This is a genomic window from Desulfurococcaceae archaeon MEX13E-LK6-19, from assembly GCA_029637525.1.
In the GTDB taxonomy this organism is placed as follows: Archaea; Thermoproteota; Thermoprotei_A; order Sulfolobales; family Desulfurococcaceae; genus MEX13ELK6-19.
This window is the reverse complement of sequence record CP072660.1, coordinates 530,004-544,601: the sequence shown is the minus strand read 5'-3', so window position 1 is coordinate 544,601 and position 14,598 is coordinate 530,004. Positions and strand designations below refer to the sequence as shown.

Here is a 14,598-nt window from a genome sequence, read left to right as displayed (position 1 = left end):
TTACTCAAAAACTTTTATTATTTGTGCATGAGGGACTCCATTAATTTCAATAACAGCATCGGGATGAACTAAACCCTCATTAATAGCTGCTTCTACAATGTTTTTCCCTACAAGATTCGCTATAGTAGATCTGCGTATAAGCTCTATAGCCTTCTCGATACTCACTAGTTCTCCGCCATAGAAAACCGGGTCTACAAAGAACTTTACCCCTCTATTATCAAGTACCTTCCCCAATAAATTCATATCACATACCGCTACTACGTGATCAGTTCCCCACCAATGCTCTTTAACATACACCATTACATCCTTTTCAACCATTACTAATCCATCACCTATACATGATCACACTATGTCTTTGGGTCTTACTATAGTATATCTTGCAATAACCTCTCTTAAATACAAATGCTACATTATCATCACGATATTGTGATGCTTAAGATATATATTGTAGAGTAGAAAAGAATTGTGTAGGTTTATGGTGATACGTAATGACTACTAGTAAGCTCGAGGCTCTTGAGCATCAAGAGAAAAAGAAAGAAGTGCTAACAACAGAATATCTTGACCTCTATTACATAACGAGTTTTGATACGGGAAGCGAGGTAGACACAATAAAAATAACAGAAAAAATACTTGACTTTCTAGCAGATTACGCACCAGTAGCAGCATTTATACTAGTACCCCTTCCCATGATGAAGACTTTTGAAGAAAAAGGATGGAAAAGAATGGGTGGAATAGGTGTATGGGTAAAACCATATACCAAAGTTATCGGAGAATTACCAAGCGATGTCTCTAGCCTTATTAAACAAAGAGTACTTTCTGATATACTAGTTTTCGCAGGCGAATATCTAAGCAAAATCGATTACGCAAGGATCTATCTTGGAGATATTACGATAAAATTCAGTGAACAAAAAGAATCCTCTATAAAGAAGCTTGGAAACATTAAGGGCTATGTAGAGCTCTTTGTACACCATAATGGCGTATTCGTTATCACAATAATAATCCCAATATACGATATACCCCTTTCCTCAAGAGATGTCATTAGAATAAGATACTTATTAGAAGTAGACAAGGTACTTGTAGAGATACCTTCCATAATTTACAATGCTTGGCTTAAACTGAAAATTGGCAGGGAAAGCGAGCTTAGTGAACGAAAAAAGATAACCATACGTACAACTATCCGCGAAGTAATGGAAATGTATAGCATATTCATAAAGAAACTTATAATCGAGTACAAAACAGGGAAACTGATTAAAGATCTTTCAGAGCTAGAAAGTAATCTAAGAAACCCCTGGGATATAAGTTATACAGTCCTTTTCACCGAAATACTCAAGGGAGAGAAAAAGATTATTGACACATTATCTAGTTATTCCACCCAAATATACACAATGATGTATGGAACACGGAGAATAGTTTCAAAGAAGACACTTACACAAACATTAAAGAGATCATTCTATTTTGTTCCACTAGACAATATAGGTAAGACAGGTAAGCGGGAATACAGACAAAACATAACACGCGTTACAGTACTCGTTACCGAAGCCAACGCCCATATCATAGCTATTTCAAGAAAATACTTGGGGCCAACAGAAATAGGATATAGGCTAAGATTGAAGCATTTAACTGTATTCGAGCTTTTAAACCATATTAGACAGTCATTAAGAGTGATCGAACACCTAACATTAAGGAAGCCACGTAATCTTGATGAACTAGTTGACCTTAAAGAAAAGTTTAGCTACATACTTGACCTAGCCGAAAATAGTTACTTCATTATAGATAAGGATATGAAGGAGCTCTATGAGTATGCTGCAAAAATAATGGAAATAAATAGACTTATACTACGAGTAGAACGAAGACTTGACGCATTAAACTATATGATAATGACTCGTTACCAAGACAAAATAAATAAAATGCAAATGGCATTGACAATGTTGTTCGGTATCTTTGGTGTTCCATTCTTCATCTTTTCATATGTACAATGGTATTTTGACTACGTTGCAACAGGTAAATCGCCTAATTTCTGGCCAGTAACTATAGCCACATTTGCTCCAACACTGTTCATCCTTATGATCACGATATTCTTCTACTACAAGTGGAAATCAGAGATCTTTAGGTATAAGCCACGTAGAACATACTTGTTAAAAAGAGCTTTCAGAAAGAAGTTTAGACGTTAGAAAGCTTTCAGTGTAGTCTCGGCACCGCAAGCAAGGCATTTTAGTTTAAACACTTTTCCTTCCCTTATAAGCTCTGTGTAATGGCTTCCACAAGTAGGGCATATAACGTATAGTTTGACGAATCTCTCGATCAACTTATTTATAATCATCGCCGAGAACTTGCCTTGAAGTACTAGAGCCCCAGCTTCATCAATTGTTCCAGGAACAGCAAGTTCTTTAACAAAATATTTGGTTAGCAGCTTTGGTTCTCTATTAAGGTATTCTGTTATATACTTAAAGTTCCTTATGATAGTTTTATTACCAACATTGATTACCTCAGCTTTTGGTACCTCAAAATGACCTGGCTTAACTTCTTTTTTCGGTAAACGAGATAACGCCCTGTCAAGTAATTCCTCGTAGCTGTATTCTTTAATGCTTTTAACCATGCATAACACCCATATACTCTGTACGCAGCATTACGCCTATGATAAAATTAAGTAGGGGCTATACTACATATTTTGTGTTACGGTACAAGAGATATGAGAGTCTACATAGAGACTTATGGCTGTGCATTAAATAAAGGAGATTCATACATAATGCGTAGCGTATTGGTAGAGAGAGGTCATAGTATAGTCGATAACGTTACAGAAGCCGATGTAATTATAGTTAATACATGTACAGTTAGATATGATACCGAGCAAAAAATGATCAATAGAATAACTTCGCTTAGAGAATACTGCTTAAAAACAGGCAAGAAACTTATTGTAGCAGGATGTATGGCCAAGGCCCAACCATATCTCGTCGCAAAAATAGCTCCCGAAGCAAGTCTTGTATCTCCACAAAACGCATCAAGAATATGGATAGCCGTAGAATCCCCGCAAAGAACAATTCTTCTCGATGGAGAAAGAGATAGGAACTGCGTGGGGTTATGGCTAGAAAACAGTATCGCGGTAATCCCTATACAAGAAGGATGCTTGGGTAATTGTAGTTTTTGTATAGTAAAAAACGCTAGGAGAAGAGTTGTCAGCCACCCAATACATATTATCGTAAAGACAGTCAAGAACCTAATTGAGAAAGGTGCTCTAGAGATAGAGCTCACAGGCCAGGACACTAGCGTCTACGGAATAGACCTTTATGGCAAACAAATGCTGCCAGAACTAGTAAGAAGAATTACAGAAATCAAAGGAGACTTTATGATAAGAATAGGAATGACAAACCCTGATACTCTAAGAAATATTGTTGATGATATTGTTGAGGTGCTCAGACATCCCAAAGTCTATAAGTTCATGCATATACCTGTCCAAAGCGGTAGCAATAACGTATTGAAAGTTATGAGGAGAAGATATACTGTAGAAGAATTTGTAGAGATAGTTAATTTCCTTAGGAGGAAAATACCCGGAATAACAATTGCAACAGATATCATTGTAGGACATCCTGGCGAGACTGAAGATGACTTTCTCCAAACGATAGAATTACTAAGGAAAATTGAGCCCGAAAGAGTACATTTAGCACAGTATAGTGTGAGACCAAATACTTTAGCTGCAAAACTACCCCAAATAGATACGAAAACAAAGAAAAGACGTTCACTCCAAGTGCTTAAACTCATAGAGGAAATCGGTCTAAAGAAGAATAGTGAGTACATAGGCAGTACTGCTAGGGTACTTCTTGTAGAAAATACTCTTCCGCATCCTACAGCACGATTATATAACTACACACCAGTTGTTATAACTAATATCACAAGATTTAAGAAAGGAGAATGGATTAAAGCAAAGATAACCAATGCAACATTCTTTGACTTGAGGGGTGTAAAGATTTAATAAAAATTATTCCATACTTTACCTGAACAGCTCTATTGAAGGTTCGTAATCTCTTAATCTATAGCTAAGTATTTCAACAAGTTTCACAAGATCAGATACTCTTACAGGTATCGTTATTGGTGTTACAAATATATCCAGAGTTACTCTATCACCCTCGACTTTCACAATTTCAATCTGGCTTTCATGAAGCCTGAAAGTAGGTAGATCACTTGATCCAAATATTCCGACAATATTTTCGATAAGTTCCTTTAGCGTTAATCCACCCTTTCTTGCCAGAGTTAGCCTTATGTGTATACTAGGATGTTTTTCCTTAACTATGGCATTAACTAGTATGGAGTTCGCGACAAAATATTTATTCCCATAGATGTCCTCAATAATTGAGGACATCGGATCCATTGAAACTATTTTTCCATAAACAGGTTGTCCGTGCCCTGGGAGGTGTATTTCCAGACTTCTTCCCTTAATATGTCTGAGTAGCTGCAGGGATACATATGCAGTGAATTCTCTTATTTCATAGAAGAATAGGATAAGTATCATCGCAGCAAATATCACCATTACTAAGTAGCCGACCATTGGTGCTTGGAATACTTGTAATATCGCTATTATTACTACAATTATCATTATTGTATCGATAATTCTAGTAAGCATTGCTTTTGTTCCAATAGAAAATATTCCTCTCTCAAAAAGTATCGTGACTATTCTTGTAAGGAGTATTCTTGCAACAACTATTAGTAGAAGAACTATTATGAACCAAGAGTATTCTGTTAACAACTTCTCTATGGTAATAGCTTCTATACCGTTCATTGCCCTTTATCCCTTAAAGTACTTGACTACATCACTCGTCTTAGACAATACAAGTATCTGGTACCCGGGCTTTAATACAAATTCTTCTCCTGGAAAATATATACTTGAACCATCAAACACAAGTACAACATGGACATCCTCAGGCAACCCTAGCTCGGATATTTTCTGTCCAACAGCTATATCAGTTTCTGCAAGAGCTATCAAGTATATCCTATGTTCACCAACAACACCTAGAAGCCAAGGTTCCCTAATAGAGTTCAAATAGTTAGAAATCATCGTAGAAACTAATGAAGGCTGACATATAGGTATACCTAAACCTAGACTTTGAAGGAACTCTGCTAACCTAGTACTCGTTACCTTAGCCATTCTTATGGGTACGTTATATATCTTTGCTATTGCCAAGACAAACAAATTAATCTCATCTTTACCCGTTAATGCTATAACTGCATCAATCTCATCCATTCTAATCTCGCTTGTATATAATGACACGTCTGTTGCATCTCTATTGATTACCGTTATATCGTATTTTTGTGTCAAAGACTTACTTCTTTCAGGGTTATTTTCAACAACAAAAACCTCGTTAGACCTCAAGTCAAGACGTTCAAGTAGTTCTTCAGCGACCATCCCACCGCCTACAATCAGTATACGCAATACAAATACCCCCATTACTAACGTTTCTTCTGTTCATCACTTTTACTCTACTAAATGTTTTAGTCTAGATAAAAACCTAGCTTTCTGCTATCCCACTAATTCATATGTTTTATCGTACTGCTCTAATTATTTTTCTACCATAAATGAGAGCAAATATGAGAACTAGATGTGTATATTCTATTCTTCCCAATATCATCAATATCATTATAATTATTTTTACACCAAGCGGAGCAACAGGTGAGACTATACCAACACTTAAACCTACACAACCTGCTGCAGACGTTGCTTCAAATAATGAATCAATAAAAGAGTATCCATAGAAACTAAGTAGAACTGCACCAATAAATACCGCTGCTGTATGAAGTATTATGAACAATGAAGCTTGGATCACATCTTCATCATGGAGAGGAGCACCATCAATCGTTAATCTACGCCCTATGGGTATGGATACTATGGATCGCACAAACATGTCTTTAAATTTCTTCAGAATGATGAGCAGTCTAATTGCTTTTATTCCTCCAGCCGTAGAAAACATCATGCCACCTAAAAACATTGAGGCAACAATTATAGCCTTAGATGTATCAGTTAACTCGCTCAACGGTTTACCTATACTGAATCCTGTAGTAGTCATACCCGATACGAGATTAAAAGGCGCCTCTACAACCGCTCTACCAACATCCATTCCTTCAGTAAAAACGTAAGACACTGTTAATGCGATAACAAGAACTATCATTGATACATAATAGGTCTTGAACTCTTCGCTTTGAAGAAGTGAACGTAGATCTCCTTTAAACACTCTGGCTATCAAGTAAAAGTTCATACCTCCAATAAACATGAACACCATAACAGGCAAATACGTTAATGGTGCACGCTCAAATATTACTTGGTACCCTTTATCATACGTTGACATACCTCCGGTAGCTATAGTAGTGAGTACATGGTTAAACGCCTCATAAAAGTTCATTCCAGTATAAATATATGAAATCAGTGCGACAAGCGTTAGTATGACATATATCTTGATAAGACTTACAGCCGTTTTGTAGAAAGATGCTTCTATTTTAACTGGTCTCTCTAAACCATATGCAGCACGACTTATCCTATAGAAGTAGGGGAGAAGAACCATCGCGAAAACAACGAAACCAAGTTCACCACTCCACTGCATTATACTCCTCCACGTTACTATAGACGGTTTCATATGATCAAGTCCTTCAAGAACAGTGAAACCAGTCCCAGTAAAACCGCTTATACTTTCGAACCAAGCATCAACTAACGGTATATTTATTGTAGCCATAAGAACTATTGCTCCTTCAAACGAGATAAGAGGCCATGCAAGCGCCACAACCATTAATCCATCAATTAGAGATAGAGATTCCGCCTCGATTTTCACGGAAAACAATCCCATCAACACGAATATAAGCGAACCTATAAGAAAGGGGTATGATACTTCTCTCCCCGTCATTAAATCTATAATCGGGACACTTAGCATCAAAATACCTAGGACACCATTTAGTCCCATCAACGACTTTAAAATACCTCGCCAATTCAATTATGGTCATCCTCCTGACCTGTTACCTAGTTCAGTATTCTCTCCAGATTTGCCACTAAGCTCTAGTACTAACACCATATTAGACAATAGGTATATAAATAGAGTTTATGTAAGGACTCGGGTCGCCAGTAGGGTCTTCTTATGACTTAATGTACACTAATATACCTAGCCATACAACCCGGCATAGACATAAGAACTTTATGAAGCTCCTGTATTTTTCTGGAATCTCCGTTTACAAATATTATTTCAATACATTTCTCGTCTAAATGTACATGATTAAAACTGTGTATTATGTCATGATAGTCTTCAAGTATATTGAATAGTTTCTCATGGTCAATTGAGCCAGTGACTATAATTATTCCACAACAAGTATGAGGGTACATGTAGTGCATGTGATCATGTATATACTCTTTAACAGCCTCTCTTACAATAACAGATCTGTTTGTTCCAAGTATTTTTGCCAACTGATCAAGTTGATCAGCTAGATTACAAGGCAATGATATCCCGAATCTTTTTTTACTCGCCATTAATCATCAGCCCCTTATCTTTTTCATAACAAGAACTCCAAGATATACCGAGAATAACATAAGCCCGGTGATACCAGCTGGTGCAAACCCAGTAACCACTGTTACGTATAGTCCTGTTAAAGCAGCAAACATGCTTACAGCCAAGCTTACTAAGAATGCATTAAAAGAACTTTCTGAACTAGTTGTGGCTATGGCCGCAGGGAGAAGTATAAACACATGTTCCAACACAAACCCTATTATTTTAAGCATAGTGATAGTTGCTATTCCAAGTACTGTAAAGAGAATCCAGTCATAGAATTTAACCTTTATTCCAGCAAGTCTTACACAGTCCTTATCAATACCTATTACAACGTGTTCTCTATAGGTTAATACAACAACTATAAACACAATGACTGATACTGTTAATGCTATGTAAACATCCTTCCAGCTTACAAGCAATGGATCACCAACTATGAATGCCCATATGCTAGTTTGGAGAGGATAACTTGTTAGAACATAGTAGAGTACAATAACACTCAGCGAAGCTGTTAAAGCAACAAAAACAGCTGTAGCAGTATCAGCATCTACACCACGATAGATAGCGTAGCCAACACAGTAAATCAATAGTGTTCCAATAATTATAGACCAGAAATACTCATCCAGGAGCCCAAGGATTCTAGCAAGCGGTATCGCAATTACCACAGCTAGGAGAGCAGAGTGGGGCACAGCACCTGCAAGAAAATAGAGGCGGCGCACTGCAACAACAGGTGCAAGTACGCCAAATGTTATTGACGCTGAAACCATAACTATAACCCATCTCGGATCAATGAATATTGACAAGATAATAGCTAGGGCTATTAACACCACTATGGAGTTCACAATAACTAATGTTCCTATTCTCTCAACCATTCAAACCACCTTTTCTTGGTTTTGTAATAAAGCAGACTAATGACCACTGAGACCACTACTATTGTTAAAGCCAAAACTATCCTAGGCTCGAATACCATAGTGTTTTCCCGTACTATGATTTCTTCACATTGTTGCTCAGTATTTAGAGAAGACAGTACTCTTATTTTCACGTATTGATTTGAAATATTCTCTAGTTTCTCAAGAAAACTTGACTGGGAAAACGGTACAGGCACATAAAGCACAGGAATATTATACTTATCAGCAAGATCAATTAAATAACGAGAAGACTGGTCAACCGGAGGACTTGACACTACTACTAAATCCACTTCTCTATTACTAATCATCGACAATACGTTCTCGTAGTCACGAGCTGTAACAGGAGCTTCATGCTCTCTAATAAGCAAGTACTTTATATCAATACCTAGCCAGGAAACACCATACTGTACAAACGGTTTGTCACCAACAGCACTCAATGTCTTATTACCATATGTTTTCACGAACTCCATTAGTTCCATTACTCTACCAGTAATTCTAGCCGCATTAACAAGATAGTGTGTTCTACACGCAGGACGTAATTGAGCGAGTTTCTCTGCAACATAATTTATGAAGACAATATAGTTCCTTGGATCATAAATAGGCATGTGATAGTTATAGTTGCCTGTCATGGGGTTTGTTAGCAATGTTATGTTATCTATGAAGGGTATCTCTATTATAGTTGCATTAATGTCGGAACGCTTCTTTATCTCAAGTTCGAATGGTGCATGAGCTGTTGAAATTATTAAGTCTGCCTTCTTTAATAGTTCTACATCACTAAGTTTAAGCTGGTACTCATGGGGGTCTACTCCAGGTGGAACAATATATGCTATCTCATCTCCTTCACATAGAAGGGGCTTGATATCATATACGAGATTACTGAAAGTAACAACAATAAGTAAACCATCATCATTATTACTGCCAGCAGTGATCAAATTAGCTGACATTACTATTGACAGCATTAGCAGCAGTATCGTTGCACAGCCGTACTTATGCATTTTCTACGCCCACAAAGAATTTATGCACAGTTTCCTATAAATTTTATTTAGAGTGTGCACAGTGAGGATGGTATTAAAATGACTGTCTCGCTAAGAGTATCAGACCTTACTGTAGCATACGGTGATACTATTGTAATAAAGGATATGAGTTTCGAATTGAGGGGTCCTGGATTAATTCAGGTTCTAGGACCTAATGGGGCTGGTAAAACAACATTATTGAGGACAATACTTGGTTTAATTAAGCCTATATCCGGGAACATTTACGTTAATGAAATTAACGTCACAGGCTTACCCGAAAAAGCCGGCCTATACATGGGCTATGTTCCACAACTAGTGGCTTCAGAGAAACAGGTATTTCCAATAACTGCTTGGGAGGTCATTGAGAATTCGTTGCTAATTCATAAGAAGAGATGGCCACGTATTTTCGTATCATTTGATAACATGAAGTTAATAAAACACACTTTAGAACAAGTAGGTCTTCCGAAAGAAGCTTGGTTCAAGAGTTTCTGGAAGCTTTCAGGAGGACAAAGACAAAGAGTGTTAATAGCGCGTGCATTAATTCATGATCCTGAAATTTTGGTAATGGATGAACCATTGGCTTCCGTTGATCCTGTAGGCAAAGCCGAGCTTGCAGAACTAATTGGTAGTCTTTCGCAGAACAAACTTGTAATAGTATCAAGCCATGACCCAATGCTCTTACTTAAGTATACAAAAACAGTTATCCTAATGAACAGAGAGATCTATATTATCGGTAAACCAGATGAAGTTCTTACACTAGAAAATACTAGAAGAATTTATGGAGCAGCTGCCATACCAGTAAAAGAGCATATTCATATCAGTGATACACACATATAATACAGCTAGCTTATCGATTTCATAGACTTCTTATTGCCTTCCCATTTCTCTACAAGTGTTTTTAAGGTGAGAGTGTTCTGGGTTAGTAGGTGTTAGTGCACAGATATAATTGAGATAACAGTGATTTGGTGAAACTGTTGCCTGACGGCATCTCATTCAAGGTATTGATTGCAGGACACAGAGGGAATACTAGGTACTGGTTCAAGAAATATATTAAATCGGGTGCTGATCTTATTGAGGTAGATGTTGATAAAAACGGTAAAGACATTATTTTAACTCATAGAGACCAATACAAGAAACCCATCCTTATCAGGGAAAAATTAGCCCACATGCTTGAGACAATACACTTGAGAAAACCATTAACTTTAATTGAAGCACTAGATCTAGCCCGTGAGCATGGGTTAGGAGTTATTCTTGATATAAAGAAGCCCGGAATAGTTAATGAGATTAAAGAGATAATTACAACCGTTTCGTTCCCTCTAGAAAAAGTTATTCTAACGTCAAAATGGCATGACGACCTTAAATATATTGCAGAACACTGGAAAGAAGTTAAAGTACTTTTGAGTCTAGAGGAACACCCTGTGAATGTAACTCAGTTACTTAAACAAGCCAGAGCCCATGGTATATCAATTAGGATCGATTTTTTAACCGACAAACTAATTAGAGAACTCCGCAAAGAAGGGTTTCTTATTGCAGTATGGCCCGTTAACATGCTTGAACAGGCAATAGACCTATCTAGAAAAGGCGTTGATATAGTTATCACCGATAATATCAATGTTATAAAAGCATTGAAGGGTATTAAGAGGGAGGCGGGCCCGCGGGGATTTGAACCCCGGACAACCGGCTTAGAAGGCCGGCGCCCTATCCTGGCTAGGCGACGGGCCCGCCTCTCTCCTCTATTAGGGTTTACTATAAGCGGTTTTAAATCTAGTTCTCCAGGGGTATTTTAACTACTTGTCTAGGATACTTTTCTCTAACAATACTACCCGCTAGATCATATATTTTTGTGGCTTTTTCAAGTATTACTATGTCACTCGAGGAAACCCAGTAGCCTTCAGAGGCTTTTTCAAGTATTTTCTTATCAGCTTGTCTCTCCACTAGAACAACCCAATCGAGCTTATTTTCTTTAATAATTCTTCGAAGACGTGAAGCTATTTCACCGCTTTTCTTAACATTGTAGTCGAGAACAATAATTAGCTCATATTCTTTACCGCTAACTGCCTCGATAATTTCCGTGAAAAGCGAGTCGAGTAAGTCCTGGTTTATTGATAGGGCAACACGACTATGTAGCCCAGAGAGATCTCTCACTATACCGTCATCACATAAATAGACTTCTTCACCACAGTATACGGTGTATAGGGTCGCCAAAATATTGAATCCATCGGCAACAATTCTTGATTTCATAGGAGGGATACTCTGTTTACGTATAATTTTCCTCGCCAAAGCACTACTGTGTACGCAACGGTAAAGAAGAAGTCTTTCTTTCCTTGATAACATATATCTGGTACAGACGACATCAAGAGCGGCTTTTATAGGGTATCCTCTGTCAAGTAAAAACCTGTAGTCATGTATTGCATCAATTACTTCTCTACGCAATTAATCATCTCCTTGAGTAAATCAAGAATTTCCGATACAACCTTACTACTATCACCAACATATCTTATCGTTACATGATCTCTTTTACCACCGCCTTTGAATCCGTGTTTCTCCTTAAGTACTTCAACGATTTTCCTCAAATCAATAGCTTTCTCACGCGACAACTCAGGATTCAATCCTATCTCGATAATCTTACCATTATCATATATCACTATGTAGTTCTTCTCAACCAGACTAGTAATAATGTCTCTGTAAACTTCTTCATCATCAACCTCTTTCCTAAGAATTACAACATTAATTCCACATATACTCATAGTGACCTCTTTCAGTTTTTCTAGAATACTCTCCTTGAATACCAAACGGTATTTTCTGAGAAGCTCTCTTTGCTTATTGTAGGTATCTATAAACTTCTTGATGCTAACAATGACTTCCTTGGGGCTAGTATTTAAGATCGATGCTACTTCCTCTATTGTTTTTTCAAGACTATAAGCGTATTCAGAAACCCTAGTACCTGCAACGTATTCGAGTCTTATCACACCATCTTGTATCTTCTCGACGTTAATGATCTTTAATCCACCTACTTCACCAGTGTTTCTTAGATGAGTGCCAAAACATGCCTCGGCATCCCAACCCGGTATCTCAACAATTCTCAGCTTATCGGCAACAATAGCTCCTCCTTGGTAAATTCTTAGTCCATACTTCTTCTCAGCCTCAAATTTCTTTAAGGTATGGAACTTTATGCCTATACGTTTATCTATGATAGCATTCGCTATTTCCTCGATTTTCCTTATTTCTTCTGCTGTAAGAGGTTTGTGATGAGTTATATCCAGTCTACCTTTCTCAATAGTTTTCTCGGCACCAGCCTGCCACACATGGTCTCCAAGAACAGCTCTTGCTGCAGCAAGAACTATATGTGTAGCCGTATGATGCCTCATTAATTTATATCTTCTATCCCAGTCAATAATGATCTTTACCTCATCTCCAGGCTTTATAGCACTCGTATCAGCAAGCTCGTGTACTATCACATCACCTACTTTGTATCCTGCCTTTATCTCAATAGACTTACCATTGATTAGCATATATCCAAGGTCATTATCTTGTCCTCCAGCCTTAGGATAGAACACCGTGTTGTCTACTACAACATAGTTCTTGTAAACACCAAGTACTTTAGCCGTAGTCTCACGCCTATACGGGTCCTCATGGAAAATCCTTTTTGTTTCAGGGTATTTACTTGCCCACTCAACAACATCCTTGGGTAACTCTACTTCTTTTTCTTTAACAAGTTTCCCTGGAGAAGCATGACGTTTAGCTATTAGTGAATAGAAGTCAGGGGGAATTCTTACTTCTACGCCTCTCTCACGTGCAATAGATGATATTATTTCTGGGGGAATGCCGTGAGAATCATATACCTCGATAAGATCTTCTGTAGAGATGTGTTTTTTCTTAAGTAGTTTCTTTACTATTCTTAAACCTCGTTTTAATGTATCAACAAACTTACTTGTCTCGTACTCAATAACATCGAGGATATAATCCCTATTCCTGTATAGTTTATCGTAAACATATCGATTACGCCAATATTTTATCTCTTCTTCCATTAAATCAAGTATTATTTTCTTAAACTCATCCTCTCTGAAACCTAGATTATACAATGTTCTCAGTGATCTCCTGAGTACTAGTCTTGCTAGATATCCCTCACCAGAATTAGATGGGACAATACCGTCTCCAAGCATTAATCCTAATGTCCTTAAGTGGTCAAGAAGCGTGTAAAGGAATATTGATGAACGAATATTTTCGATATACTCACTATAACCATTCTTCTTGACGATTTCTTCGAGTTCCTCAAGAGAATTAATGTCTATATCGCTTGTCAAATAAGCTATATTCTTGAGTACATTATATTCAGGTTCTTCCACGCCTAATATGTCAGCAAACTTCTTGACGAGATCTCCATAGATGGCATGGAATGCTGTAGGTGTTTGTTGTGTAAACCATGTTATACGCTCAACACCATAGCCTGTATCTACTATCGTGAGTTTATTTGGCAAATATTTTCCATCAATAACCTTGTATTTCATAAAGACTAGTGTAGCAAGCTCTAATCCGTCGACAAGAACTTCGAAACAGGGCCCAGCGTTTCCTCCGCCTTCCCACCAAGACTCTTTGAACGCTATTCTCTCAGCAGGTATTCCAAGTTCTTTTGTAAAGAAGTTGAAAGCATACTCTAGTGTCTCGTTGACCCAATAGATATGTTTCTCTGGCTTATTAAAAGCATGATGTGCTGCCATTTCGAATGATGTTAGGTGTCTACCAAAAGTCAAACCAACGTTATCAATATCTTCAAGCCTTATACTTGGCTGAACTATAACTAATGGATTATACGGGGGATCAGCAATTCCTTCAGTAACTGCAGGCTGAAATACTATTATGCTAGCAATTGTTAAGTATAGGTCATTTCTCCATCGCGCAAGTACTGGATATGGATCTACGTATCCATGCCCGTTGCGCTCAAAAAAATCTATGAACTTCTTTCTAGCTTCATCTAGTGATAAACGTGGAACAGATTTGTACTCGTTAATCAGAAAGTCGTATTTGCTACAAGGCCTATCAGGACACGTTTCTCTAGGTACGAGACTCCAAAACTTTTCTCCACATTTACGACAAGTATATCTACGATAACCATGGAATTTAAGAAAATCACTAAAATATTCTGGTTCTTCTCTTGTTGTCAAGGAA

Annotated in this window: 13 protein-coding genes and 1 tRNA gene; 3 read left to right on the top strand and 11 right to left on the bottom strand. The window is 37.5% G+C overall.

Annotation, left to right across the window (positions count from 1 at the left end; all coding sequences use genetic code 11):
- On the bottom strand, positions 1-318 hold the full coding sequence (locus J4526_03110; protein WFO75863.1) for a DUF424 family protein: 318 nt from the start codon (positions 316-318) through the stop codon (positions 1-3).
- Between the two features lie 170 nt (positions 319-488).
- Between J4526_03110 and J4526_03105 the strand changes: the two genes are divergently transcribed.
- The gene (locus tag J4526_03105; protein WFO75862.1) at positions 489-2,171 is read left to right on the top strand and encodes a hypothetical protein; all 1,683 of its coding nucleotides are present in this window, start codon (positions 489-491) and stop codon (positions 2,169-2,171) included.
- Here the strand turns inward: J4526_03105 and J4526_03100 are convergent.
- Positions 2,168-2,596, bottom strand: coding sequence for a translation initiation factor IF-2 subunit beta (locus tag J4526_03100; protein WFO75861.1), 429 nt, complete (start codon positions 2,594-2,596; stop codon positions 2,168-2,170). The two genes, J4526_03105 and J4526_03100, sit on opposite strands and share 4 nt — an antisense overlap.
- A gap of 93 nt (positions 2,597-2,689) precedes the next feature.
- Here J4526_03100 and J4526_03095 point away from each other — a divergent pair, with 93 nt between their 5' ends.
- Complete coding sequence (locus tag J4526_03095; protein WFO75860.1) at positions 2,690-3,967, top strand: tRNA (N(6)-L-threonylcarbamoyladenosine(37)-C(2))-methylthiotransferase; 1,278 nt, start codon at positions 2,690-2,692, stop codon at positions 3,965-3,967.
- An 18-nt stretch (positions 3,968-3,985) separates the two neighbouring features.
- Here the strand turns inward: J4526_03095 and J4526_03090 are convergent, their stop codons facing one another.
- From J4526_03090 to J4526_03065, 6 genes are all read right to left on the bottom strand, one after another.
- Positions 3,986-4,771 carry a hypothetical protein gene (locus J4526_03090; protein WFO75859.1) on the bottom strand — a complete coding sequence of 262 codons (786 nt, stop codon included), beginning with the start codon at positions 4,769-4,771 and terminating at the stop codon, positions 3,986-3,988.
- A 6-nt stretch (positions 4,772-4,777) separates the two neighbouring features.
- A complete protein-coding gene (locus tag J4526_03085; protein ID WFO75858.1) occupies positions 4,778-5,422 on the bottom strand; it encodes an NAD-binding protein in 645 nt (214 codons plus the stop codon).
- Between the two features lie 109 nt (positions 5,423-5,531).
- Entirely contained in the window at positions 5,532-6,968 is a 1,437-nt protein-coding gene (locus J4526_03080) for a TrkH family potassium uptake protein (protein ID WFO75857.1), read from the bottom strand.
- Positions 6,969-7,114: 146 nt separating this feature from the next.
- Positions 7,115-7,495, bottom strand: coding sequence for a CopG family ribbon-helix-helix protein (locus tag J4526_03075; protein WFO75856.1), 381 nt, complete (start codon positions 7,493-7,495; stop codon positions 7,115-7,117).
- Positions 7,496-7,501: 6 nt separating this feature from the next.
- Positions 7,502-8,383: a metal ABC transporter permease gene (locus J4526_03070; protein WFO75855.1), complete on the bottom strand. Its 882-nt coding sequence runs from the start codon at positions 8,381-8,383 to the stop codon at positions 7,502-7,504.
- Positions 8,368-9,414: a metal ABC transporter substrate-binding protein gene (locus tag J4526_03065; protein WFO75854.1), complete on the bottom strand. Its 1,047-nt coding sequence runs from the start codon at positions 9,412-9,414 to the stop codon at positions 8,368-8,370. The genes J4526_03070 and J4526_03065 overlap by 16 nt, the downstream gene beginning before the upstream one ends.
- A gap of 78 nt (positions 9,415-9,492) precedes the next feature.
- Between J4526_03065 and J4526_03060 the strand changes: the two genes are divergently transcribed.
- Positions 9,493-10,269 (top strand): metal ABC transporter ATP-binding protein, encoded by a 777-nt coding sequence (locus J4526_03060; GenBank protein ID WFO75853.1) that lies wholly within the window; start codon positions 9,493-9,495, stop codon positions 10,267-10,269.
- An 810-nt stretch (positions 10,270-11,079) separates the two neighbouring features.
- Here J4526_03060 and J4526_03055 read toward each other — a convergent pair.
- The 3 genes from J4526_03055 to J4526_03045 form a co-directional block, all read right to left on the bottom strand.
- Positions 11,080-11,154: transfer RNA gene (locus tag J4526_03055), tRNA-Arg, on the bottom strand.
- A gap of 42 nt (positions 11,155-11,196) precedes the next feature.
- On the bottom strand, positions 11,197-11,865 hold the full coding sequence (locus J4526_03050; protein WFO75852.1) for a DUF434 domain-containing protein: 669 nt from the start codon (positions 11,863-11,865) through the stop codon (positions 11,197-11,199).
- Entirely contained in the window at positions 11,850-14,594 is a 2,745-nt protein-coding gene (locus tag J4526_03045; GenBank protein WFO75851.1) for an alanine--tRNA ligase, read from the bottom strand. Before J4526_03045 ends, J4526_03050 begins: the two co-directional genes overlap by 16 nt.
- Positions 14,595-14,598: the final 4 nt, after the last annotated feature.

What these genes read in the sequence shown, in the direction of transcription:
- J4526_03070 (WFO75855.1), bottom strand. Translation starts at nt 8,383, where the DNA reads ATGGTTGAGAGAATAGGAACATTAGTTATTGTGAACTCCATAGTGGTG.
- J4526_03075 (WFO75856.1), bottom strand. Translation starts at nt 7,495, where the DNA reads ATGGCGAGTAAAAAAAGATTCGGGATATCATTGCCTTGTAATCTAGCT.
- J4526_03100 (WFO75861.1), bottom strand. Translation starts at nt 2,596, where the DNA reads ATGGTTAAAAGCATTAAAGAATACAGCTACGAGGAATTACTTGACAGG.
- J4526_03105 (WFO75862.1), top strand. Translation starts at nt 489, where the DNA reads ATGACTACTAGTAAGCTCGAGGCTCTTGAGCATCAAGAGAAAAAGAAA.
- J4526_03110 (WFO75863.1), bottom strand. Translation starts at nt 318, where the DNA reads ATGGTTGAAAAGGATGTAATGGTGTATGTTAAAGAGCATTGGTGGGGA.
- J4526_03095 (WFO75860.1), top strand. Translation starts at nt 2,690, where the DNA reads ATGAGAGTCTACATAGAGACTTATGGCTGTGCATTAAATAAAGGAGAT.
- J4526_03060 (WFO75853.1), top strand. Translation starts at nt 9,493, where the DNA reads ATGACTGTCTCGCTAAGAGTATCAGACCTTACTGTAGCATACGGTGAT.
- J4526_03090 (WFO75859.1), bottom strand. Translation starts at nt 4,771, where the DNA reads ATGAACGGTATAGAAGCTATTACCATAGAGAAGTTGTTAACAGAATAC.
- J4526_03065 (WFO75854.1), bottom strand. Translation starts at nt 9,414, where the DNA reads ATGCATAAGTACGGCTGTGCAACGATACTGCTGCTAATGCTGTCAATA.